Annotated in this window: 20 protein-coding genes; 11 read left to right on the top strand and 9 right to left on the bottom strand. The window is 67.7% G+C overall.

All coding sequences use genetic code 11. The annotated features are described in order from the left end of the window. Positions 1–1,347 (top strand): cytochrome D1 domain-containing protein (locus tag QNJ67_04100; protein MDJ0608134.1); only part of this gene is annotated, 1,347 nt, incomplete at its 5' end. Beyond that, positions 1,304–2,083, top strand: coding sequence for a CbiX/SirB N-terminal domain-containing protein (locus QNJ67_04095; protein MDJ0608133.1), 780 nt, complete (start codon positions 1,304–1,306; stop codon positions 2,081–2,083). The genes QNJ67_04100 and QNJ67_04095, both read left to right, overlap by 44 nt. A 151-nt stretch (positions 2,084–2,234) precedes the next feature. Here QNJ67_04095 and QNJ67_04090 read toward each other — a convergent pair whose 3' ends face one another. Further along, complete coding sequence (locus QNJ67_04090; protein ID MDJ0608132.1) at positions 2,235–3,317, bottom strand: glycosyl transferase family protein; 1,083 nt, start codon at positions 3,315–3,317, stop codon at positions 2,235–2,237. 262 nt (positions 3,318–3,579) lie between these two features. On the opposite strand from QNJ67_04090, the gene QNJ67_04085 reads away from it, so the two are divergent. The 5 genes from QNJ67_04085 (at position 3,580) to dtd (ending at position 8,893) form a co-directional block, all read left to right on the top strand. Next, on the top strand, positions 3,580–4,542 hold the full coding sequence (locus QNJ67_04085; GenBank protein MDJ0608131.1) for an ABC transporter substrate-binding protein: 963 nt from the start codon (positions 3,580–3,582) through the stop codon (positions 4,540–4,542). Between the two features lie 11 nt (positions 4,543–4,553). Further along, positions 4,554–5,606 (top strand): betaine/proline/choline family ABC transporter ATP-binding protein, encoded by a 1,053-nt coding sequence (locus QNJ67_04080; protein MDJ0608130.1) that lies wholly within the window; start codon positions 4,554–4,556, stop codon positions 5,604–5,606. Beyond that, on the top strand, positions 5,603–7,669 hold the full coding sequence (locus QNJ67_04075) for an ABC transporter permease subunit (GenBank protein MDJ0608129.1): 2,067 nt from the start codon (positions 5,603–5,605) through the stop codon (positions 7,667–7,669). The genes QNJ67_04080 and QNJ67_04075 overlap by 4 nt, the downstream gene beginning before the upstream one ends. Before the next feature lie 99 nt (positions 7,670–7,768). Then, positions 7,769–8,422 carry a CDGSH iron-sulfur domain-containing protein gene (locus tag QNJ67_04070; protein ID MDJ0608128.1) on the top strand — a complete coding sequence of 218 codons (654 nt, stop codon included), beginning with the start codon at positions 7,769–7,771 and terminating at the stop codon, positions 8,420–8,422. 27 nt (positions 8,423–8,449) lie between these two features. Next, positions 8,450–8,893 (top strand): D-aminoacyl-tRNA deacylase, encoded by a 444-nt coding sequence (dtd, locus tag QNJ67_04065; protein MDJ0608127.1) that lies wholly within the window; start codon positions 8,450–8,452, stop codon positions 8,891–8,893. A gap of 155 nt (positions 8,894–9,048) precedes the next feature. Here the strand turns inward: dtd and QNJ67_04060 are convergent, their stop codons facing one another. From QNJ67_04060 to QNJ67_04035, 6 genes are all read right to left on the bottom strand, one after another. Continuing rightward, entirely contained in the window at positions 9,049–9,816 is a 768-nt protein-coding gene (locus QNJ67_04060; protein MDJ0608126.1) for a phosphodiesterase, read from the bottom strand. Further along, positions 9,816–10,988 (bottom strand): sulfate adenylyltransferase, encoded by a 1,173-nt coding sequence (gene sat, locus QNJ67_04055; protein MDJ0608125.1) that lies wholly within the window; start codon positions 10,986–10,988, stop codon positions 9,816–9,818. The genes QNJ67_04060 and sat overlap by 1 nt, the downstream gene beginning before the upstream one ends. A gap of 32 nt (positions 10,989–11,020) precedes the next feature. Then, complete coding sequence (aprA, locus tag QNJ67_04050; protein MDJ0608124.1) at positions 11,021–12,865, bottom strand: adenylyl-sulfate reductase subunit alpha; 1,845 nt, start codon at positions 12,863–12,865, stop codon at positions 11,021–11,023. Further along, positions 12,865–13,329 carry an adenylyl-sulfate reductase subunit beta gene (gene aprB, locus QNJ67_04045; protein MDJ0608123.1) on the bottom strand — a complete coding sequence of 155 codons (465 nt, stop codon included), beginning with the start codon at positions 13,327–13,329 and terminating at the stop codon, positions 12,865–12,867. The genes aprA and aprB overlap by 1 nt, the downstream gene beginning before the upstream one ends. Before the next feature lie 45 nt (positions 13,330–13,374). After that, entirely contained in the window at positions 13,375–14,154 is a 780-nt protein-coding gene (locus tag QNJ67_04040; protein MDJ0608122.1) for a hypothetical protein, read from the bottom strand. A gap of 207 nt (positions 14,155–14,361) precedes the next feature. Then, entirely contained in the window at positions 14,362–15,591 is a 1,230-nt protein-coding gene (locus QNJ67_04035) for a cation:proton antiporter (protein ID MDJ0608121.1), read from the bottom strand. Between the two features lie 308 nt (positions 15,592–15,899). Here QNJ67_04035 and QNJ67_04030 point away from each other — a divergent pair, with 308 nt between their 5' ends. The 3 genes from QNJ67_04030 to QNJ67_04020 are packed head-to-tail and all read left to right on the top strand — an operon-like array spanning position 15,900 to position 19,929. Next, positions 15,900–16,757 carry an alpha/beta hydrolase gene (locus QNJ67_04030; protein ID MDJ0608120.1) on the top strand — a complete coding sequence of 286 codons (858 nt, stop codon included), beginning with the start codon at positions 15,900–15,902 and terminating at the stop codon, positions 16,755–16,757. After that, on the top strand, positions 16,754–17,497 hold the full coding sequence (locus QNJ67_04025) for a protein-L-isoaspartate(D-aspartate) O-methyltransferase (protein ID MDJ0608119.1): 744 nt from the start codon (positions 16,754–16,756) through the stop codon (positions 17,495–17,497). The genes QNJ67_04030 and QNJ67_04025 overlap by 4 nt, the downstream gene beginning before the upstream one ends. A 5-nt stretch (positions 17,498–17,502) precedes the next feature. Continuing rightward, complete coding sequence (locus tag QNJ67_04020; GenBank protein MDJ0608118.1) at positions 17,503–19,929, top strand: hypothetical protein; 2,427 nt, start codon at positions 17,503–17,505, stop codon at positions 19,927–19,929. Positions 19,930–20,159: 230 nt separating this feature from the next. Here the strand turns inward: QNJ67_04020 and QNJ67_04015 are convergent, their stop codons facing one another. Together QNJ67_04015 and QNJ67_04010 are read right to left on the bottom strand one after the other, a co-directional pair. Further along, positions 20,160–21,686 carry a GH3 auxin-responsive promoter family protein gene (locus QNJ67_04015; protein ID MDJ0608117.1) on the bottom strand — a complete coding sequence of 509 codons (1,527 nt, stop codon included), beginning with the start codon at positions 21,684–21,686 and terminating at the stop codon, positions 20,160–20,162. A gap of 156 nt (positions 21,687–21,842) precedes the next feature. Then, complete coding sequence (locus tag QNJ67_04010; GenBank protein ID MDJ0608116.1) at positions 21,843–22,418, bottom strand: DUF3365 domain-containing protein; 576 nt, start codon at positions 22,416–22,418, stop codon at positions 21,843–21,845. 235 nt (positions 22,419–22,653) lie between these two features. On the opposite strand from QNJ67_04010, the gene QNJ67_04005 reads away from it, so the two are divergent. Next, positions 22,654–24,000, top strand: coding sequence for an FAD-binding oxidoreductase (locus QNJ67_04005; protein MDJ0608115.1), 1,347 nt, complete (start codon positions 22,654–22,656; stop codon positions 23,998–24,000). Positions 24,001–24,012 lie beyond the last annotated feature (12 nt).

The following is a 24,012-nucleotide window of genomic DNA, read 5'->3' as shown; positions in this document are numbered from 1 at the left end:
ACGCAGATGCCGGCCTTCGGCCAGGACCTGACCGAACCGCAGATCGCGGCCTTGGTCGGGCTGATCTACGCGCCCCTGCCCGAGGTGCCGCGGTGGGGCGCGGCGGAGATCGAGCCCTCGCGGCAGGTCACGGCCGCCGCCGCGCGGCTCCCGGAGGCGCCGGTTCACGACGCCGACCCGCTCAACCTTTTCGTCGTGGTCGAGAGCGGCGACCATCACGTCACGATCCTCGACGGCGACCGCTTCGCGCCGATCACCCGCTTCGAGAGTCGCTTCGCCCTGCATGGCGGCCCGAAGTTCTCGCCCGACGGCCGCTTCGTCTACTTCGCCTCGCGCGACGGCTGGATCACCAAGTACGACCTCTTCGGCCTCCAGGTGGTCGCCGAGGCGCGGGCCGGCATCAACACGCGCAACCTGGCGATCTCCCACGACGGCCGCGTGGTGGCGGTCGCCAACTACCTGCCCCATAGCCTAGTTCTGTTCGACGCCGCGGACCTGTCGCTGCTCGAGGTGATCGAGGTCACGGACTTCCGCGGCAAGACCTCGTCCCGGGTCTCGGCCGTCTATCAGGCGGCGCCGCGCGAGAGCTTCATCGTCGCGCTCAAGGACGTCCCGGAACTCTGGGAGATCTCCTACGCCGAGGACCCGCCGCCCAACTACAGCGGCTTCGTGCACAACTACGAGAAGGGCATGGTCGAGGCCATCCCGGCCAAGGACGGCGGCTTTCCGATCCGCCGGACCCAGCTTTCCCAGCCGCTCGACGACTTCTTCTTCACGCCTTCCTACCGCGAGCTGGTTGGCTCGGCGCGGGACGGTGACGGCGCCGTCGTGGTGCATCTGGACGTGCGCCGGGAGATTGCCGAACTGCCGCTCTCCGGCCTGCCGCACCTCGGCTCCGGCATCTCCTGGATGCGTGACGGCCGGCGGGTGATGGCCACGCCGCATCTGAAGGGCGGGAAGATCAGCTTCATCGACATGGAGGAGTGGTCGGTCGTCGAGACGCTCGACACCCTGGGCCCCGGCTTCTTCATGCGCAGCCACGAGAATTCCCCCTACGCCTGGGCCGACGTCTTCTTCGGGCCGCACCGCGACGCGCTCCACGTGATCGACAAGCAGTCGCTCGAGATCGCGGCCACGCTGCGGCCCGCCCCGGGCAAGACCGCGGCCCACGTGGAGTTCACCCGCGACGGCCGCCATGCCCTGGTCAGCATCTGGGACATGGACGGCGCGATCGTCGTCTACGACGCGCGCACGCTTCGGGAAGTGAAGCGCATCCCACTGGTCAAGCCATCCGGAAAGTACAATGTCTACAACAAGACTCGCCTCTCCGAAGGCACCAGTCACTGACGCGGCCCTGGCCCGCAGCGGCCTGCTGCTCTGCTGCCACGGCGTCCGGAGCGGGCCGGGCGCCGCCGCCGCGCACGCCGAAGCGATTAGAAAGCTCGGGGTCTTCGCCGAGACGCGGGTTGCTTGCCTGAACGGGCGCCCCGACCTGACCAGTGTCATCCAGGACATGCGCGCGCCCCGCATCTTCCTGGTGCCGTTCCTCATGGCCGAGGGCTATACGGCGCAGAAGATCCTCGGACGGATCATGGGCGACGAGCCGGAGAGCCCAGAGCGCACCCGCGTCTGCCGGCCCGTCGGCACGCACCCGCGGATCTCGGAGGTCCTGTCGGCGAGCGCTCTGCGCTGCTGCCGCGACAGGGGCTGGCCGCCGCGTGAAACGAGCCTCATCGTCATGGGCCACGGCACGAGGCGCAACGCCAACTCGGGCGGCACCGCCTGGCGGCACGCCCAGGCCATAGCCCGGCGCAGGGACTTCGCGGCGGTCGGCACCGCCTTCCTGGACCAGCCGCCGAGCCTGGAATCGGTGCTCACCCGAACAGAATCGCCGCACACCGTGGTGGTCGGGCTTTTCGCCGACCGCGGGTCTCACGGCGAGAGCGACGTCCCCCGTATCCTGGAGAGGGCCGGGCACGATGCGGCCTACGCGGGTCCGATCGGCATCGCGCCGGAGATGCCGCAGCTCATCCTCGATCAGGTGCTGGAGAAAGAGGCTGATGTCGCCCAGCAGACCGCTTAAAGGGTTGTAAACCGGCACCGTCACCCTTCGACAGGGGGCGAAGCCCGGCGCTAAGCGCGGGTGAGGGAGAGGCGTTTCAAGAATTGAGCCTCATACTGAGCTTGTCGAAGTATGACCGTGGTCAAGGGCCCGGAAGCTTCCTGGCAGACGGCTAACTTCCGTACTTCAGCTTCGGACGCGCGTGCCACAGCTCCGTCGCCTGCGCCTCGGCCTGCTCCCGGCTCTCGGCGCGGCCGAGCAGCTTCAAGGCGATCGCGGCGGTTCCGATGACCGCGGCCTCGGGCCCCGGCGCCGCGCGCTCGCCGCGCCACAGCGCTACCACGGTGGCCGGATCCAAGGTCTCGTCGCGCCAGGGATGGCGGGCGGCGGGCGTCGAGGCCGCCCAGGTCTCCTTGCCGGCGTCGCCGTCCGAAAGCGTCGCCACCCTGCAGGGCTTCTCGGGATTGCGCTGCACCTCGCCCCCGCCGCCCTTGAAGATCGCGGCGCGGGGCTGTTCCAGAAGCCGCGCGGTCTCCTGGTGAAGCGGCAGGTAGGTCGGATGGAACACGCCCTGCAACTGAAACGGCGCCCCCAGCGGATTGAGCTCGCGCGCGAAGCTGTTGGCCGCCGAGCGGACCCCCAGGACGGGCCTCAAGGAAAACAGCCCGGCCAGGGGCGGGCAGAAGGTCTCTATGGGCAGATAGGTGAAGCTGCGCGCCTCCAACTCCTCCGCGGCCTCGCCGAACGACCGCACGGCCGCGAGGCCGAGGGCTTCGAGGACCTTGGGCGTCGTGACGCTGCCCACACCGGCGAGGCCGTGCATGGCGACCTTGACGCCCTGCTCGGCCAGCAGCAGCGCGGCCAGAAGGAAATAGGGCAGCTGGCGGTGGCGGTCGGCATAGGAGGGCCAGTCGAGGTCGGCGCGAAGATCGGTCGGAACAGCCATGACGTCCCGCGCGGCTTCGACGAAGCCGGCCAGCTCGGGCGGCGTCTCCCCGCGGTAGCGCAGAAGCAGCAGGAAGGCGCCGAGCTGCGCCGCCTCGACCTCGCCGGCCAGGATCATGGCCATGGCCTCGGCCGCCTCGCTCCGGTCGAGCGGCCGCGACAGGTGCTTGCCCCGGCCGATGATTCGGATGAAGCCGGCGAAGGGGTGGTCGCCCGTCTTCGCGGGGGACCGGTCCTTGTCACGGCGGCCTTCAGGCAGCGCCTTGGCGCCGATGACGTCTTGAACGCCCTCGCCCCCTTGATGAAGCATCGGCTCCTCTCTTTCGTAGCGCCCGCGTGAGGATAGGCCGCCGTCCCTGCGGCGCCTTGACGGCGATCAAGGGCGCGAAGGCCCGCCTTGTTTGCCGTGCGGTGCCCCGAGCCACGCCCTCGCCCGCGTCTCTCCTGTTGATCCGGCCCCGACAGTCCGACAACATCACCGTGGCGGCATCGCTCGCTTTGACGGGCGGTATGAAAACCTGTTCAATTTCCGCAATCAGGAAAGACAACGCCAGAACACAGGGAGAGCAACGATGAAGATCAAGATGACCATACTGGCGGCGCCCTTGGCGCTCGGCCTTGTTTCCGGCCCGGCGATCGCCGCCGACATGGGCGCCGTGGACGAGCCGATCAAGCTCGCCATCAACGAGTGGACGGGCCAGCACATCTCGACCCACGTCGCGGGCGAGATGCTCAAGGCGGCGGGCTACAAGGTGGACTACGTTACGGCCGGCTACATGAACATGTACCAGGCCATGGCGGACGGCGAGATCCACGCGGCGCTCGAGATCTGGACCTCGAACGTGTCCGAGGACTACGCCAAGAAGGTCGCGGCCGGCGGCGTGGTCGAGCTGGGCGACCTGGGCCTCGACGCCAAGGAAGGCATCGCCTATCCGGCCCACGTGGCCGATCTCTGTCCGGGCCTGCCGAAGTGGGAGGCGCTGAAGGACTGCGCCATGGCCTTCGCCACGGCCGAGACCATTCCCCAGGGCCGCCTGGTCGATTATCCGGCCGACTGGGGCACGCCGGGCGCCGACCGGATGACCGGCCTCGAGCTGCCGTTCAGGGCCGTGCCGGCGGGCTCCGAAGGCGCCCTGATCACCGAGCTGCGCGCCTCGACGGAGAAGAAGTCGCCGCTGCTGATCACCTTCTGGCAGCCGCACTGGGCCATGTCGGCCTATGACGTGCAGTTCGTCGACCTGCCCGTGGGCAACGACGCCTGCTTCAATGATCCGTCCTGGGGACCGAACCCCAACGCCACCCACGACTGCGACTTCGCGCCGTCGCGCATCTTCAAGGCCGGCTGGTCGGGCCTGGAAGGCAAGTGGCCCGCCGCCTTCGAGATCCTGTCCAACTACCAGCTGAGCGTCGAAGACCAGCAGCCGATGATGGGCGCGGTCGACGTCGACGGCGGCTCGGTCGAGGATGTCGTGGCGGCCTGGATGGCGGCGAACGAAGGAAGCTGGAAACCTGTCGTGGACGCCGCGATGAAGTGAGCCTCACCCCCGTGTCTAACAACGACACGCCGGCCATAGCCTGCCAGAACCTCTGGCAGGTCTTTGGCCCGGGCGCGGAACAGGCTCTGGCGGACGCGCTGGCCCGGTCGGGGGGAGACGCGGACGCGGCGGCGAAGGACCTGGGCGAGGCGGGCTTCATCCTCGCGGTCCAGGACGCCTGCTTCGAGGTCAAGGAGGGCGAGCTCTTCGTCATCATGGGCCTTTCGGGGTCGGGCAAATCGACCCTGGTCCGCTGCATCTCGCAGCTCCTGCCCGGCACCGGCGGTGAAATCCGCATCGAGGGCGAGAACGTCATGGGCGCGTCGAAGAAGCGCCTGACGGAGCTGCGCCGCAAGACTCTTGGCATGGTGTTCCAGCATTTCGGCCTCTTCCCGCACATGACCGTGGCCGAGAACGTGGCTTATCCGCTCAAGGTGCAGGGGGTCGGCCGCGCGGAACGCCGGGCGCGCGCCCAGGAGGTGATCTCGCTGGTCGGACTCGAGGGGCGCGAGGACAGCTTCCCGCGCCAGCTCTCGGGCGGTCAGCGGCAGCGTGTCGGCATCGCCCGCTCGCTGGCGGTGAATCCCGACATCTGGTTCCTGGACGAGCCCTTCTCGGCGCTCGACCCGCTGATCCGGCGGCAGCTGCAGGACGAGTTCCTCAAGATCCAGGCGACCCTGAAGAAGTCCATCGTCTTCATCACCCACGACATCGCCGAGGCGCTCAAGCTGGCGGACCGCATCGCGATCATGCGCGACGGCAAGATCGTGCAGATCGGCACGCCGACCGCCATCGTGCTGAATCCGGTCGACGACTACGTCCGCGAGTTCTCCAAGGACGTGGCCAAGGGCCAGCACGCCAAGGTCGCCTCGGTCATGCAGCCCGGCCATGGCGAGAGCGGGCCCGACGACCCCGGCCTTACCACCTCGATGACGCTGGATGCGGCGCTCGCCCACTGCATGAACCTCTACCAGCCGGTGCCGGTGCGCGACGACAAGGGCGCCATCGTGGGCACCGTGCATCCCTCCGCGCTGGCCGCCGCCCTGCAGGTCGACGAGGAGTGAGCGCGGTCGCCGACATCGCGCCGCCGCGCCTCGCCCGCCTGACCGCGGGCGCCCAGGCCGCCGTGATCGCGCTGGCGGTCGGGGCCGTCTGCCTGGCGCTGGAACCGGTCGCGCCCTGGCTGGTCGAATGGCCGGTCGCCTTGGTCCTGCCCGCGACCGACTGGGTCGGCGCGGCGCTCACCTGGGGCCTCGAAGGCGTCAAGCCGGTCGCCCGCCTCTTCTCCGAGGTGATGCGTTATCCCATGGAGGGGGCCAACTTCGCCCTCAACGGCACGCCCTGGCCGATCGTCATCGGGCTGGTCACCGCGCTGGGCTGGTACCTGGGCGGCCTGCCCATGGCGGCGCTGGGCTTCCTCGGCCTCTTCTTCGTGCTGGCCTCGGGCTACTGGTCCGAGGGCATGAACACCCTGGCACTGGTCGCCGTCTCGGTCCCGCTGGCCCTGATCATGGGCGGGGCCATCGGCATCCTGGCCAACGAGGTGCCACGGATCAAGGCGGCGCTGCAGACCGTGCTCGACGTCATGCAGACCGTGCCGACCTTCGCCTACCTGACGCCGATCCTGCTGCTGTTCGGCTTCGGCCCCGTGGTCGGCCTGATCGCCTCGGCCATCTACGCCGCCCCGCCCATGGCGCGGAACGTGATGCTGGGTCTGGAGCGGGTCGAGCACGAGGTGAAGGAGGCCGCCATCATGTCCGGCGGCACGCGGTTCCAGCAGCTGTTCCAGGTCGAGATCCCCTCGGCCGCGTCGCAGATCATGGTCGGCGTGAACCAGTGCCTCATGGCCGCGCTGAGCATGGTGATCATCGCGGCCGTGATCGGCGGGTTCAACGACATCGGCTGGGAAGTTCTCCTGACCATGCGCAAGGCGCAGTTCGGCCAGGCGATGCTGGCGGGCCTGGTGATCGTCGTCTTCGCGGTGGTGATCGACCGCATGAGCGGCACGCTCGCGACCGAGCGCAAGCGCTACGACAAGCGCGTCGTCTGGGCCCTGCTGGGCGTCACCGTGGTCTTCACGGCCGCCTTCTGGGCGCGCCTGCCGAACCCGGCGGAGCTGACGCTGCTCGACCCCATGGCCGCGGCCATGGACCAGGGCCTGACGGACTTCACCCGGGCCAACGGCGCGTGGCTGGACGGGCTGAAGAACAACGCCATGTTCTTCGTGCTGCTGCCGCTCAGGATCGGCCTCGATCAGGCGGTGCTGCCCTTCACCTGGGGTTTCGCCTGGACCCCGGCCATGAGTTCCTGGCTCTTCGCGGCCGGGGCCGCCGCCGGACTGCTGCTGGCCTGGCGCGGGCGCCTGACCGGCGGCCTGCTGGTCATGATTGCGGTGGGGATGCTCGAGACCGGCATCGCCAACCTGCCCTGGCCCTTCGTGCTCGCCGGCGCGGCCACGCTCGGCTGGGTCGCCGGCGGCCCGCGCCTGGCGATCCTGTCGGTCGGCCTGCTCTCGACCATCCTCGTGTCCGGCCTCTGGGAGCGGGCGCTCCTGTCGCTCTATCTCAGTGGTGCGGCGGTCTTTGCCTGCGCCGTGGTCGGCGGTCTGATCGGCCTGGCCAGCGCGGTCTGGCCGATGGTCTGGAGGGTCGTGCGCCCGATCTGCGACATGCTGCAGACCATTCCGCTCTTCGTTTTCCTGATCCCGGTGCTGATGGTCTTCCAGATCGGCGAGTTCTCGGCCTTCCTCGCCATCTGCGCCTACGCGATCGTGCCGATGATCCGCTACACGCGGCACGGCCTGGTCAACACGCCGGAGGAGATGATGGAGGCGGCGATCTCCAGCGGCGCGACCGAGTGGCAGATCTTGCGCGACGTGCGCGCGCCCTATGCGGCACCGACGATCCTGCTGGGCCTCAACCAGACCATCCTCTACGCCTTCGCCATGCTGGTGATCGCGGCGCTGATCGGGACCACCGGGCTCGGCCAGTCGATCTATCTCGCGCTGGGGAAGGCGGATGTGGGTCTCGGCATCTCGGCGGGGGCCGCCATGGCGATCCTGGCCCTGGTCGCGGATCGCCTGGTCCAGGGTTTCGCCGAGGAACGGCGGCGGGCGCTCGGTCTCTGAGGTGATTGGGGCCTTGGGGCTTTGAGCTGATCAGCCTCGGCGGAATGATGGCCTGAGCGCAGGTTCTGCAGGGCGACTTTGAGAAGGGGACAAAACACCATGGGCGAGGAGAAACCGAAGATCGCGTGCCTTCCGAACGGGCCTTACCACCTGCTCAACGACATGACCCCCAAGGTCGTGCCCCATCTCCGCAGTTCCAGCGGGGAACCCCGTGAGACCGTGACCGGGGTCGCCCTGTGCCGTTGCGGCGGGTCGCAGAACAAGCCGTTCTGCGACGGCACGCACGGCAAGAACGGCTTCACGGACGAGAAGCTGACGGACGGCTCCGCCGACAAGCGCGACCGCTACGTGGGCAAGAAGATCACGATTCACGACATCCGCGGCGTCTGCGCGCACATCGGTCACTGCACGGACAATCTCAAATCCGTGTTCAAGCTGGGCGAGGAGCCCTGGATCGACCCGGACGGCGCGACCACCGAAGAGATCATCCAGACCATCAAGAAGTGCCCGTCGGGCGCGCTCAGCTACTCGATCGAGGACGTCGAGCACAAGGACAATGCCGGCGAACCGATGGTCACGGTGCTGAAGGACGGCCCCTACGCCGTTACCGGCGGGATCGAGTTGCTCGGTCAGGAGATGGCTGAGGGCACCTCGCGCGAGCACTATACGCTCTGCCGCTGCGGCGGCTCGAAGAACAAGCCCTTCTGCGACGGGACGCACTGGAGCATCGGCTTCAAGGATGAAAAAAACTAGGTCCCGCAGGGAAGGCAGCGTCGTCCGATGCGTGCGCTGATCCAGAGGACGTCCGGCGCGAGCGTCAGCGTCGACGGCGCGGTTGTCGGCGAGATCGGCGAGGGGCTGGTCGTCCTGGTCTGCGCGATGCGGGACGACGGCGAGGCGGAAAGCGCGTGGCTCGCGGGCAAGACGGTCAAGCTGCGCATCTTCCGCGACGAGGCGGGCCGCATGAACCGCTCGCTGCTGGACCTCGGCGGATCGGCGCTCATCGTCAGCCAGTTCACCCTGGCGGCCGAGACCAAGGGCAACCGGCCCGGCTTCTCCACCGCCGCCGCGCCGGAGGACGGTGAGCGCCTCTACGAGCACTTCAAGGCCGAGGTCGAGGCGCAGGGCGTCACCGTGGCCAGCGGCCGCTTCGGCGCCGAGATGAAGGTGTCGCTGGTCAACGACGGCCCGGTGACCATCTGGCTCGACACCGCCCAGCGCTGAGAGCCTAGAGCAGATCCGGGTTTGACTGAATCGTCGGAGGCGATTCATCAAACCCGGTGAATCTGCTCTAAACATTAGATGTAGAGCGGATTCACATGTCTTTGCCGGAACCGCGAAGCGTTTCCGTCAAGACATGATCCGCTCTAAGGACGGCTTCAGTCGGCGACGGTTCTTGATTCGCTGACCAGGCCGCCGTCCTCCGACAGGACGTGCAGCAGGTAGATCGGCCGGTCCTTGGCCTCGGTTTCGTCGATGCCCTTGCGCACGTCGACCGCGACGCTGGGCATGGTGGTCGCCTCGGTGCCGGCCCAGGACCGGCGGGTCGGGCAGTGCACGTGGCCGCACAGCAGCCGCAGCACCTGGGGGTGACGCCCGACCACGGCGGCCAGGTCCTCGGCCTCGCCGGGCCGGCGGTAGCCGCCGATGTAGTGGTCGTCGATGTCAAAGGGCGGATGGTGGATGAAGAGAAGCGTCGGCCGGTCCGGCGCGCGGCCCAGGGTCTCGTCGAGCCAGGCCTGGCGCTCGCGGCAGTAGACCCCCTTGCGTTCTCCCGGCGCCGTCGAATCGAGCGCGACCAAGCGCAGAGCGTGGTCGTCGACCGTGTAGTGGAGGAATTCGCCGTTCCTGGGCAGATAGGCCTTATCGCCGAAGGCCTCGCGCAGGGCGTCGCGCCTGTCGCGGTTGCCGGGGATCAGGTAGAGCGGCGCCTCCAGGGGCGCGAGGATCTCGCGCAGGTGCTCGTATTCCTCGGGCAGGCCGTGCTGCACCGTGTCGCCGGTATGGATCACCGCATCGGGCCGCTGGCGGTTGATGTCCGCGACGCAGCGCCTGAGGTTCTCTGCCCGTCGCGGCCCCCGGGCCTCATCGGCGCCGCGCGCCAGGATGTGGGTGTCGCTGATCTGGGCGATCTTCATGGCCGCCATCAGCTCTCGCTCTCGTAATGCGCTTGCAGGACCTTGAGCACCTCGGGCCGGCTGAACTCGTGGGGGATCGGCTCCCGGTTGGCGAACATGGCCCGGAGGCGCGTTCCCGAGATCGCCAGCCGGTGGCTCTCGTCGTGCGGGCAGGTTCGGCCGGTCGCGATGGCGCGGCAGATCTCGCAGTAGAAGGTGACGTCGATTTTCAGGGGCGCGGTTTCCAGGCTCCCGGGCGCCAGCTCTTCGAAGATGTCGTGCGCGTCGAAGGGGCCGTAGTAGTCGCCGACGCCCGCATGGTCGCGGCCGACGACCAGATGGGAACAGCCGAAGTTCTGCCGAAAGAGAGCGTGCAGCAGGGCCTCGCGCGGGCCGGCATAGCGCATCTCGATCGGATAGCCCGCCTGAATCACGGTGTCGGCCACGAAGTAGTTCTCGACCAGGGCATTGATCGCCTGAACGCGGACATCGGCCGGTATGTCGCCCGGCTTGAGCTTGCCGAGAACCTGGTGGATCAAGAGCCCGTCGCAGACTTCGACGGCGACCTTGGCCAGATACTCGTGGCTGCGGTGCATGGGATTGCGGGTCTGGAAGGCGGCCACCTTCGACCAGCCCAGCGCCTCGAAGCGGGCGCGCGTCTCGGCCGGCCGTAGGTAGAGACCCGGGTAGCTGCGCGGCCAGACGCCTTCGCTCAAGGCCCTGACCGGCCCGGCCAGGTTGACCTCGCCCTGCGCCAGGACCTTGGCGACGCCGGGGTGCTTCTCGTCGGTGGTCCGAAACACCTCGGAGCTCTCCAGCCGCGGGTCGATCTTGTACTTCTCTTCGACCGTCATCACGGCCATGAGCAGACCCGACTCCGCGTCGACCAGGGCCACCTCCTCGCCGGCGCCGATGCTGCCGGCCAGGTCCCGGTCGCAGGACAGCGTGATGGGGATCGGCCAGAAGATGCCGCTCTCCAGGCTCAGATCCGTGCAGACACGCCGCCAGTCGTCGTGCCTCATGAAGCCCTCGAGCGGCGTGTAGGCGCCCATCGCCAGCATGACGAGATCGGAGCTCTCCCGGCTGGTCATGGGCACGGCCTTCAGCCCCTCCGCCCGCTTCAGCTCGGCGGAGCGTTGCTCTTCATCGAGCAGCAGGGGCCGGAGCGCTCCCCCGCCGTGGGGCGGGACCAGCTTGGACATCACAGGGGGCTCCGTTGGTCGGTGGACTCCGTTCAGTCGACGATGTGGTAGACGGGGGCCTTCTCCAGCTCCCAGTTCCCGGATTCCCGGTCGAACTGGGAGATCGTGAAGCAGTGCCAATCGGTGTCGTCCAGCTTCGGATGATCGGCCCGGTAGTAGTAGCCCGGCCACCTGGTCTCGGTCCGGAACATGGTGTGCTGGGTCACGCACTCCGAAGCCAGCACCCGGTGCTGAAGCTCCCAGGCCCGCTGAAGCTGGTGAAGGTCTTCGGCCCCGAGATAGCTGAGGTCTTCCTTCAGCATGTGCAGCAGCTCCAGCCCGCGGGTCAGCATGGGCTCGTTGGTCGTGTAGTGGGCGCTGATGCCGCCGACGTACTCGTCCATGATCTTCTCGAGTCGCTGCAGGCCGTTGATCGGCAGGAGATAGCTCGGCGAAACGGTGCCCGCGACGATCTCGTTGCGGCCGACCTGGTAGTTCTCCATGGGCTGGAAGACGACCTTCTCGAGATCCTGGTACTCCTGCTCGCTGACGTCCGGCACGTCGTTGCCCAGGTCGTTGACGTAGTTGACCGCCGCCTTGCCGGCGATCCGGCCTTCCGTGAAGGAGCCCGACGAGAACTTGTGGGCGGTGCCGCCGATGGTGTCGCCGGCGCCGAACAGCCCCTCGACGGTCATCATCCGGTTGTAGCCCCACTGGTACTCGTCGGGGGCGTAGTCTTCCGGCCCGCTCGCCCAGGCGCCGGAGCAGGTGGCGTGGGAGCCCATGACGTAGGGCTCGGAGGTGGTCAGCTCGGGATTGGTGTGCTTGGGGTCGATGTTCTGCGACGCCCAGACGACCGCCTGGCCGATCGTCATGCCGAGGAAGTTCTCCCAGCCGACGGTCTCCTTGTGGGGGTCCTGGAAGGCCTCCATCGTCACCATGCGGATCGGGCCCCTGCCGGCCTTGACCTCCTCCAGGATGGCGTGGTTGCGCAGGCAGGTCGGCACCGGGTGCCGGTCGATGTAGTCGCCGACCAGGTTCTTGGTGTGCTCGTACCAGTTGGACTCGTACTCGTCGCCATAGGCGTTCTGAGTGTAGGTCTTGAGGTGCAGGAAGTAGGCGCCAACCGGGCCGTAGCCGTCCTTGAAGCGGGTCAGGACGATGCGGTTCTCCATCTGCGTCATCTTGGCGCCGGCCAGGATCGGCAGGGCATAGGCGGAGGCGCTGCTCCAGGGGGCATACCAGGTCCGTCCCATGCCTTCCCCGACCGCGCGGGGCTTGAAGATGTGCGACGCGCCGCCGGCGCAGACGATGACCGCCTTGGCGCGGAAGACATAGAAATCACCGGTGCGGACGTTGAAGCCGACGGCCCCGGCGACCCGATTGGCCTTCGTCTTGTCCATCAGCAGGTGGGTCACCATGATCCGGTTGTAGACCTCGGTGGCGGCCTTGCGCGCGGCCTCGGCGACGATCGGCTTGTAGCTCTCACCGTGGATCATGATCTGCCACTTGCCCTCGCGCAGATACCGCCCGGTGTCCGGGTCCTTCATGATCGGCAGGCCCCACTCCTCGAACTTGTGCACCGTGGAGTCGACGTGCCGGGCGATGTCGTAGCCCAGATCCTCGCGCACCAGCCCCATGAGGTCGTTGCGGGCGTAGCGGACATGGTCCTCGGGCTGGTTCTCGTCCCATTGCATGCCCATGTAGCAGTTGATCGCATAGAGCCCCTGCGCGACGGCGCCGCTGCGCTCGATGTTCGCCTTCTCGACGCAGACGATCTTCAGGTCGCGGCCCCAGTACCGGGACTCGTAGGTCGACCCGCAGCCGGCCATGCCGCCGCCGATCACCAGGATGTCGGAATCGACGTGAACCGTCTTCCGGCGGTTGAACAGCCCCACTAGACCACCCCCTGCTTGAGTTGATCCGGCCTCAAGGCAGGCAGGCCGCCCTCGATGTTGAGCGCGTCGGGCTCGTGTGCCAGCTCCTGGGATTTCAGCGCATCCTGGCTGGGGGCCTCGTATTCGGCCGGTCCCTTGATCGATCCCCAGGGCGTGGTCCGGATCGGCGAGACGAAGTTCTTCTCGCGGCCGTCCCGGAACTTGATCTTCCAGGAGATCGTGCCCTTGGCCTCCTCCCGTAGCGCCCGGACGCTGTGGCCCATGGGGGCGAAGTCGGCATAGCCGCGTGCGTCAATGGCGTTCTGCGGGCAGGCCTTTACGCAGGAATAGCACTCCCAGCACATGTTGGGCTCGATGTTGAAGGCCCGCCGGTAGGTCTTGTCGATGTGCATGATGTCGGACGGGCAGATATCGACGCAGTGTCCGCAACCGTCGCACCGGGTCATGTAAACGTATGTCGGCATGAGATCCCCCTAGCTCCCTCGATCGAAGGCCTTTGGATGGGCTGTTCAGTAGTGTCGGGGCAGTCGCCGGGCGCTGCCGAAGAGTTCCGGCTTGTCGGCCGGGCCCGGCAGGTTGCTCCTCGAGCCGTCGGCGTTCTCGACCCGCTTCTGGAAGGCCGCGGCGGGTTTGAAGAACATGTGCGAGAACTTCGACCAGGGAACCGACCCGAACAGCACCGTCGTCGCGATCAGGTACAGGGCGAGGAACAGGTTGGCCCAGGAACCGCCCGCCGCCTGGACGAGCGCCCAGATCAGCCCAAGTGTCACGCACGCCAGAAGCGAGAGGATGAAGAGGTCGGCGCGCACGAAGCGGAACGGCGAATTGCCCTCGGCGGCGACGTCGACCCGAATGAAGAACCAGAACCAGTAGCCGCCGCCGCAGACCATCAGGGCCCCGAGATACCACAGCAGCGTCAGGAGGACCGGCGTCGGGGTGGCGGGCGTCGGGTAGGCGAAGACCATGACGGCGGTGGCGACGACGTAGAGCAGGAAGCCGTACATGGTGAGGAGATGGGCTATTCTGCGCTGCGGGTTGCAGAACTCAGCGGAGGTCGCCACCTCGACCGCGGCGGTCTGGATCGCCAGCAGCGCCAGTTCCCCGCCGCCGACCTGCTGCGTCCCCTTGTTCCTTGCGTTCCGCCAATTGTTGAAAAAGTAAGTGGCGCTCTTCTTGTGAACGATGTCGAACAGCGTCCCGCCGGCGACCAGCAGGATCATGACGACGACGTAGGTCTGCATCACCACAGCCGGTATCGACGCGGAAAGCTCGGCAAAGGGATTGTTCATGTGACCGAAGTTCCTCCCAGCATGGCTTTTTCTTAGTTGAGCCGATGGCTATCGAACTCCAATTGCCGTTCAGCCTACGACAGGTTCTGACGTGAATCAAAAAACATCAGGCAATTACGGTACGGCCGAGCCTCTGGCGATAGAAGCGCAGCATGGTGTCTCTGCGGGCGCGACGCCCGGCGCCCCGGATCCATGCCTCCTCGCCGCTTACCGTGCTTCCCCCGGCAAGACGCGCCGCAGGAGGATTGGGGTCAGCAGGGTCGTCACCACGGCCATAATGATCAGCGCAGAGAAAAGATTGGCGACGACCGGGTCGCCCGAATTGCTATAGGCAAACAATCCCGCCTCGTAGGCGATGCTGAGCACCACCAGCTCGATCGCGCCGCGGGCGGTCATGCCGACGCCGACCGCCGCCGCTTCCTGCCGCTTCATGCCGATCCACAGCGCGGGCAGGCCGGCGCCGACCACCTTGCCGAGCACGGCGGCGGCGATCAGCAGGAAGAGAAAGAGCGGTACCGCCGTGATGGCGGCCAGATCGACGCGCACGCCGATCGAGGCGAAGAACAGCGGTCCCAGAAAGCCGCTAGCGATCGCGGCGCAGATCAGGCGGATCTCGTTGTAGGCTCGAATTCCCACCCGTGCTTGCTCGAAGTAGAGCCCGGCCATGAAGGCGCCGAGAATCCAGTGCATACCCAGGATCTCGGCCATGAGACCATAGGCCAGCGCCACGGCTGCCAGGGCGCTGAACTCGACAGAGGCCGCCTGCATCGTCTTGAGGCCGCGACTCACCCGGGGATAGACGTGGGTTCCCAGCGCGACCGTGATGGCGAAGAAGGCCACGACCTTGACCAGCAGGAGGCCGAGGGTCAGAGGGTCGGGGATGGCACCGGTCTCGATCACTGCGAGCAGGATGGCCAGCAGGAACAGGCCGAGCACGTCGTCGAACACCGCCGCGGCGACGATCGTTTCGCCGAGCCGCGTGTGCAAAAGGCCGGCGTCGCCGAGCAGCTTGACCGTCGCCGGAATGGCCGAGATCGACAGCGAGACGGCAACCAGCAGAACCAGGGCCGGCCGGGCGGGAACCTCCGGCAGGAACCACCAGGCCAAGGCGAAGCCGAGAAAGAAGGGAATCACCATGCCGCCGAGGGCGACCCAGAAGGCGCCCTTGGAATTGCGGGCGATCTCGCTCGGCTTCATCTCGATCCCGGCCAGGAGAACCAGCACGAAGATCCCGAGGTTGGCCACGTGGTCCAGGACCTCGCTCTCGATCAGCTGGTCGAGGAAGGGGACCTGCGCGCCGTACCAGCCGGCCAGGGTGACCAGCCCGACGCCGGCGAGAATCTCGCCGACCGAAGCGGGCAGGCCGATGCGTTCGGCGGCTTCCCCGAAGATTCGGGTTAGTATCAAGAAGGCCAGAAGCTCGATGAAGATTTCCACTAAGCCGCACCTCTGGTTTCACGGTGAAGCCGGTACAAGGCCGCTCGCAACCGCGCGTGGCGACCCACAGGGTCGGCCCAGGATGCCAAGTGGGTCAGCCGTTCACACGCCGCGCATTGACCTCGAACAAGGTGCGGGACAGCGCAATTTGTTTCCGATCGGCGCAGCTTTCGGATCAGAATGCGGGGCATGCGCCGAGCCGGACGACCGCCTGCCCGCCACGACCGCATGATACTCGCGGCGGAGTGCGGGTCGGCTCCTCGAGTCCGCTCTGCCCCCGCGCCGTTCGGAGGTCGCGAAGCCTATCGATGTCGTTGAGCAATCTCTGGTTCCTGTTGCGCGCTGGCCTGCTGGTATACCTGGGCCTTGGCCTCGCCCTCTTCCTTTTTCAATCGCACCTCATCTTCTTCCCCGACATGCCGTCCCGTGCGCTTAGTGTCACGCCGGAGCGCGCGGGCCTGGCTTACGAATCGGTCGAGATCGTCGCCGAGGACGGCGTTCGGCTTCACGGCTGGTGGCTCCCGGCGGGTCCGGAGGCCCGGGCCGCCCTGCTGTTCTTTCACGGCAACGCCGGGAACATCTCCCATCGCCTCGCTTCGCTGAAGATCTTCGCGGATCTCGGCTTGGACGTGCTCATTCTCGATTACCGGGGCTACGGCCGCAGCGAGGGCGAGGTTTCCGAGGAGGGCACCTACCTGGACGCCGAAGCGGCCTGGCGCCATCTGGTCGACGGCCTGGGCGTCCCGCCGGAAAGGATCGTGCTGTTCGGCCGTTCTCTCGGCGCCGCGGTGGCCGCGCAGCTGGCGTCGAGGCATAGGCCGGGTGCGCTGATCCTGGAGTCCGGCTTCACCTCGGTGCCGGACCTCGCCCAGCAGCTCTACCCCATCTATCCCGCGCACCTGCTCGCGCGGTACCGCTACGCGACCAAGGAGTACCTCGAGATGGTGCGGAGTCCCGTGTTGATCGTTCATAGCCAGAACGATGAGATCATCCCGTTCGAACACGGCCGGGCGCTCTTCGCCGCCGTGCCCGGGCCCAAGACCTTCCTGGAGCTGCGCGGCGGCCACAACGACGGCTTTCTGGTCAGCCGACGGACCTATGTCGAGGGCCTGGACGGTTTCCTGACCCGACACTTCGGTGGGTCCTCTTCCGAGGTGACGCCTTGAGGTTGAGCCTGATCGTCAGACTGGCGTTGCTGCTTGCGGCGACCGCCATGACAGGCGGGGCCGTGACCGGCCAGGCCGCCGACGACTATGGACCGCAGCTGGGGCGCATGATCGACAGAATCGAGCTTCACGCCCTCACCGCGGCCTCGGCCCTGGAGCGCAAGTATATCGAACCGCAGGTGCTCGACGCGATGCGCCGGGTGCCGCGCCATCTCTTCGTCTCCGAACGGCGGCGCGACCAGGCCTATGACGACAGGCCTCTGCCGATCGGTTATGGCCAGACCATTTCCCAGCCCTTCATCGTTGCGCTGATGACCGACCTGCTGCGGATCGAGCCGGACCACGTCGTGCTCGAAGTCGGCACGGGATCGGGCTACCAGGCCGCTGTCCTGGGTGAGCTGGTCGAGCGCGCGTGCTCCATCGAGATCGTTCCGGAACTGGCCGACAGCGCGCGCGAACGGCTCGACCGGCTCGGGTATACCAATATCGAGACAAAGACCGGCGACGGCTACTACGGCTGGCCGGAGTGCGGGCCGTTCGACGGCATCATGGTCACCGCCGCGGCGAGCCACGTGCCGCCGCCCCTGCTGGAACAGCTCAAGCCCGGGGCGCGCATGGTCATACCGGTCGGTGGGCCCTTCGTCACACAGCACATGACCATCGTGACCAAGCTGCCCGACGGCCGCTTCGCGACGCGCCAGACGCTTCCGGTGATCTTCGTGCCCCTGGTGCGCGAATAGCGACCATGCTGCCGGCCATCTCGTTCGTTTCCGCGGCCATTCTGGCCTACGAGGTGCTGCTGATGCGCCTGCTGGCCATCGTGCAGTGGCACCATTTCGCCTACATGGTGATCAGCATCGCGCTCTTGGGCTACGGCGCCAGCGGAAGCTTCCTCGCGCTCACCCAGGATTGGATGAAGCGTCGTTTCACCGCCGCTTTCGCGGTCAATGCCCTGCTCTTCGGCGCCACGGCGGTCCTCGGATTCGCGCTCGGCCAGCGTGTCCCCTTCAACGCCCTCGCGGTCGTGTGGGACGTCCGGCAGATGGCGTACCTCGCCCTCCTCTACGCCGTCTTCGTCGTGCCCTTCTTCTTCGGCGCGAATTGCATCGGCCTCGCCTTCATCACCTTCGGCGAGCGTATCGGCCGGATCTACCGCTACGACCTGATCGGCGCGGGCGCGGGAGCGCTCGGGATCGTCGCGGTCCTCCATCTCCTGCCGCCGCCCGACTGCCTCCGGGTGATCATGGGGCTCGCCCTCGGCGCCGCGGGCCTCGCCTATGTGGGAAGCACGGCCAGGCGGAGGGGCGCGCCAGCCGCCGTCCTCTTCGCGGCGGCCCTGCTGCTGCCCTTCGCCGCGCCCGAATCCTGGACCGCCCCCCGCCTCTCCGAGTTCAAGGGACTGAGCGGCGCGCTTCGGGTCCCGGGGGCGCGGACGGTCGCAGAGGTCTCGAGCCCCCTCGGGCTCCTGACGGTCGTGGAGAGCCCAGTGGTCCCCTTTCGCCACGTGCCGGGCCTCAGCCTGAACAACAGAACCGAGCCGCCGCCGCAGATCGGCGTCTTCACCGATGGGGACTCCTTGACGGTGATCACGGCCTTCGACGGCCGGCGCGAGCCTCTCGCCTATCTCGGCCAAACGACCTCGGCCCTGCCTTATCATCTGATGGAGAAGCCCTCGGTGCTGATCCTCGGGGCGGGCGGCGGCGCCGACGTGCTGCAGGCGGTCTATTACGGTTCCGGGCGGGTCGACGCCGTCGAGCTCAATCCGCAGCTGGTCGCGCTGGTCCGGCGCGAGCACGGCGGGTTCGCCGGCGGGCTCTACGACAGGGAAGACGTCCGGATCCACGTGGCCGAAGCGCGCAGCTTCGTCACGCGCAGCACCGACCATTGGGACCTGATTCAGATTCCCCTGCTCGATTCGGCGGCCGCGTCGGCGGCGGGCGTGCAGAGCCTGAGCGAGAGCTACGTCTACACACGCGAGGCTCTCGGCGAATACCTCGCCCGCCTGCGGCCGGGCGGCATGCTCGCCATAACCCGCTGGCTCAAGCTGCCGCCGCGCGACAGCCTCAAGCTGATCGCGACCGCCGCCGTGGCGCTGGAGCGCCAGGGCATCGGCGACCTCGCATCGCGCCTGGTGCTGATACGCGGCCTGGATACCACCACCCTGCTGATCAAGAACGGCACCTTCGGCGCGGCCGAGATCGAAGCGGTGCGCCACTTCGCCGAGCAACGCTCCTTCGATCTGGCTTACTACCCCGGCATCGAGCCCGAGGAGGCCAATCGGTTCAACGCCCTGGAATCGCCCTACTTCCATCAGGCGGTGACGGAACTGCTGGGCGAGGGCCGCCGCGACTTCCTCGATCGCTACAAGTTCGATCTCACGCCAGCCAGCGACGATCGCCCCTACTTCTTCGATTTCTTCAGGTGGCGAAGCCTGCCGGAATTCCTGGCCCTGCGCACCGCGGGCGGCGCGGGCTTGCTCGAATGGGGCTACCTGATCCTCTTCGCCACGCTGGTTCAGGCCCTGGTGCTCAGCCTCTCGCTGATCCTGCTGCCCCTGGCCTTGCGCAAGAAGAGCGGGGCCCGCCACCGGGCCCGGCTTCGGATCCTCGCCTACTTTTTCGCCCTGGGTCTGGCGTTTCTCTTCGTCGAGATCGCCTTCATTCAGCGCTTCATCGTCTTTCTCGGCGATCCGGTCTACGCCGTGGCGATCCTGCTCGGCGGCTTCCTGTTCTTCGCCGGGCTCGGCAGCGGGCTGTCGCGCCGCGCGGCGGAACGTCTCCGGCGGGGCGACCGGCCATCCGGCGTCTCGCCCATCGGTCTCTGCGTCCTGGCCATTGCGGCGACCGCCGTGCTCTACATCCTGCTGCTGCCGCCACTGTTCTCCTGGATGCTCGGCTGGCCCGAGGCGGCCAAGGTCACGGCTTCCCTGGTTCTCGTGGCGCCCCTCGCCTTTCTCATGGGCATGCCTTTCCCGCTCGGGCTGTCCCGCGTCTCCGACGCGGCGCCCGACCTCGTGCCCTGGGCCTGGGGGGTGAACGGCTGCGCCTCGGTGATCAGCGCGGTCCTCGCCATGATGCTGGCGATCCACTTCGGCTTCACCGTCGTGATCGTCCTGGCCTTGGCGCTCTACGGCGCCGCCGCCCTCGCCTTCCACAGGCCTCTGGCGGAATGAGTTGTCGCTAGAGCGGATCATGTTTAGATGGAACCACTACGTGGTTTCCAACTAAACATGTGAATCCGCTCTACATCTAAGGTTTAGAGCAGATTCACCGGGTTGATGGATCGCCCGTGGCGATTCCATCAAACCCGGATCTGCTCTAGGCCGGGGAGACCCAGCTGCAAGTCTCGGTTTCCTCCCATAGACCCTGCGCCGCCGAGTCGGCAATCAATGCGGAGACCTGATCAGGCGCCGACGAAGGCGCGCAGGTTGGCGAAGAGCTCGGGATCGTTGATCACCCGGGGCACCTTGTGCTGACCGCCGAGCTGGCCGCGCGACTTCATCCAGGCGGCGAAGCCGCCCGCGGAGACCGCGTGCACGCGCGGCGCCCGCAGACCGAAGTCGCCGGCGCGGTGAGCCGCGTAGTCCTCGTTCGTTTTCCCCAGCGCGGCATCGAGCTGCTCGGCGAAGGCGGCCAGCGCGGCGCCGCGAGGCACCTCTCCGGCGAACTCGACGATGAAGAGGTGCCCGCCCGAGGGCTCCTCGGCCTCCGGGAAGACGGCGCCGGCCGAATAGTCCACGACCGCTGTGCCGATCGCGGACGCCGCCTGGGTCACAGCCTCTTCGATCTCCTCGGCGATCAGGTGCTCGCCGAAAGCCGACAGGCTGTAGGAGACCCGGCCGGTGACGAGGACGCGCGGCGGGGCGAGGTCGACGAAGCGCAGAGTGTCGCCGACGATGTAGCTCCAGAGCCCGGCGCAGGTGCTGAGCGCGACCGCGTAGTTGACGCCGAGCTCGACGTTGCCGAGCCAGTGGCGCGTGGGCTGGTCGTGCTCCAGCTCTTCGAGCGGGATGAACTCGTAGAACAGGCCGGCGTCGAGCGACAGCCGCAGGCCCTCGCCGTCGCCACGGTCGGCCACGGCCATGAAGCCCTCGCTCGCCGCGTAGACCTCGCGTGTCTCCGCGTGGCCGCCTTCGAGCCAGTCGCGGAACAGCGAACGGTAGGGCGAGAAGTTGATGCCGCCGTGCACCAGGAGCTCCAGGTTCGGCCAATAGGACGCGAGGCGGCGCGGCAGATCCGGGCGCAGGCTGGCGATGCGGTCGAACAGGATCAGCAGCCAGTTGGGCGTGCCGGCGACGCTGCGCATGTCCTGCTCGATCGAGAGCGGCGCCAGTTGCGCGATCTTCTCCTCCCAATCGGCCAAGAACTCGAGCTCTTGCGGCGGGAAGTAGTGCGCCCGTACCCACCAGGGAATGACGCTGGCGGTGATGCCGCTGAGGTCGCCGGCCAGGATGCCGGGCGCGAGCTCCCGGAGATCGGTTGAGCCGCCCAGCAGGAAGCTGCGCCCGCCCATCAGGCGGCTGTCCGGCCGGCGGTGCAGGTGGAAGCCGATCAGGTCAGCGCTGACCAGCCGGTTGCTGGCGTTCATCTCGTCGGTGCAGGGGATGTACTTGGTGACGCCGGTCGTGGTGCCAGAGGTCAGGGCGAAAAACGGCACGGTGCCAGGCCAGGACACGTCGGTCAGCCTGGGAAAGTCCGCCTGCCACCACTCCCGCCAGAAATCTTCGTAGTGCCGCAGCGGCACGGCGGCCTGGAAGTCCGCCACCGACTGCACGCCGGCGAAGCCGTGGGCGCGGCCGAAGCGCGTGTCCTCGGCCCGGCGGACCAGCGAGAGCAGCTGGTCCTCCTGCAGGTCGGCCGGGTTCTGGCGCGCGAGCCAGGGGAGCCGCCAGCCGGCGTAGAGACGGAACCACGGCGTGGTGTCGAACATGAACGGCGTTGCGGCTACGTTGGAAGCGATCCCCCGGTCATTGCGACAGGGGAATACGAGCGAGTTTAGGCGCCAAGCCGAGCCAGCCGCCAGACTCCTTTCGGTGATTCGACGACGAGTCTCCGGTCTCTCTCGGCCATGATCCGATCTGGCCCGCTACTTGACCGTCTTAGTGACCGTGAAGGCGCCGCGCAGCTCGCCGAGCTTGAAGCCGGTCGCGCGGTCTTCGGGATAGACCGCGCGGATCTTGGCCGCCAGCTCCGGCTCGAGGTCCGAGCCGTGGCAGGTCAAGCAGACCTCGCCGGTCGGGATCGCCTTCATGTAGCGGTAGGTCCTGGCGCCGCCGCTCTCGACCACCGCCGCGGCCTCCATGGTCTTCAGGCTCTCACCGGCGGCCGCGCGGTCGATGAAGGCCTCCAGGACCATGGTTTCCCACGCGTCGGGCCCGTTCTCCGGGTTGCGCGTCCTCTGGCTGGTGCGGCCCACGGTCCAGTCGCCGCCCGACAGCTCGGCGGCGATCTCCGGCGCGCGCACGTTGCAGACGGAAATCGCCTTGACCGGCCCGCCTTCCTTGATCGCCGTCTGCAGGGCGCCCTTCAAGGACCCTGCGAAGTTCTTGATCTTGGCCCGGCTCTCGGCGTTGAGCGCGGTAAGATCCGGCGTGTCCCCGGCGACGGCGGTTCCGAGGCCCAGTGCCCCGAGAGCGGCGAGACCTACGAGCGCTTTGCGCATCACGATACTCCTTAGATTGCCGGGCGTCAGGAGAACAGCGGCGCTACTTCCGTTCCTTGATCGAGGTCAGAGTGTTGCGCCATTCTGATGCAAGTTTCGCGACAGCGCCGCGCTTAACAGGGCATCCGCCGTGGCGCTAGAGCAGATCCGGGTTTGACTGCATCGCCGGAGGCGATCCATCAAACCCGGTGAATCTGCTCTAAACCTCAGAGGTAGAGCGGGAGGGAGGGCCGCCATGGCGAGGCTGTTTCACGACGACGTTTACGACCACGGACGCGCGGTGCCGAGCTACTGGGAGGAGAGCGCGCCGCCGCCTCAGGCGGGCTTCGGTCCCCTCGAGGGTGATCAGGCCTGCGACGTCGCGGTGATCGGCGGCGGCTTCACCGGGCTCTCGGCGGCGCTGCACCTGGCGCGCGACCACGGTGTCGAGGTTCGTGTGCTGGAGGCAGGGCACATCGGCTGGGGCGCTTCGGGGCGGAATGGCGGCTTCTGCTGCCTGGCGGCGACCAAGCTCTCGATCGATGCCATGATCCGGCGCTTCGGCCTGGAGGAGACGAAGCGCTTCTACGCCGCGCAGCTCGAGGGGATCGATCTGGTGCGCGAGCTCGGCGAGACCGAGGGGATCGACTTCGATCTCCAGGGCGAGGGCATCTTCGCGGTCGCCCACAAGCCGTCGCGCTACCGCGAGCTGGAAGAGGAGGCCGAGGCGCTGACACGGCACTTCGGCATCGAGACACGGCTCTACTCGGCCGAGGCTTTCCGCGCGGTCGGCCACGATTCGACCGAGCAGTTCGGCGCGCTCTTCACCGGGGCCGGCTTCGGGCTCCATCCGCTCAAGTTCCTGAGCGGCCTGGCCGCCGCCGCGGCTCGCCACGGCGCCCGGCTGCACGGTCTCAGCGCGGTCGACGACTGGCGGCGCGAGGGCGGCCGTCATCGGTTGGTCACGGCGCGGGGCAGCCTGGCGGCGAAGCGGGTCGTGGTGGCGGCCAACGGCTTCCTGACCGACGGCCTGCATCCCGCCCTCGACGGGCGCGTCCTGCCGGTCCTGTCCAACATCATCACCACTCGGCCGCTGACCCCGGACGAGCTCGCGGCGCAGTCGTGGCGCAGCGAGAACCCGCTGTGCAACACGCGGGCCCTCCTGTTCTACTACCGCCTGCTGCCGGACCGGCGGCTACTGTTCGGGGCACGCGGCGACAGCCGCGGCGACGCCGCGTCGGCGGCGCGCATGCGGGCCTGGCTGACCGGGCGCTTCCGCGAGGTCTTTCCGGCGTGGCAGTCGGTCGAGATCAGCCACTTCTGGCGCGGCCTGATCGCCATGACCCGGCGGCTGACCCCCGCGGTCGGCCGTCTGGACGAGGACGAGAGCGTGTTCTACGGCTTCGGCTACCACGGCAACGGGGTCAACACCGCGCCTTGGACCGGACGGCAGCTCGCCCGCATGGTCGCCGGCCAGAAGAGCAACCGGGCGCTGCCCGCCGCCATCGCCGGCCCGGCGCCGCGCTTTCCCTTCCCGGCGCTGAGGATCTGGTACCTGCGCGCCGCCACGCTGGCCTACCGCTTCACCGATACCGCAACCTGAGCTCGGTGACCC

Source organism: Kiloniellales bacterium (assembly GCA_030064845.1).
Lineage (GTDB): Bacteria > Pseudomonadota > Alphaproteobacteria > Kiloniellales > JAKSDN01 > JASJEC01.
Note: the sequence above shows the minus strand (reverse complement) of the source record. Positions and strands in the feature narration are given on the sequence as shown.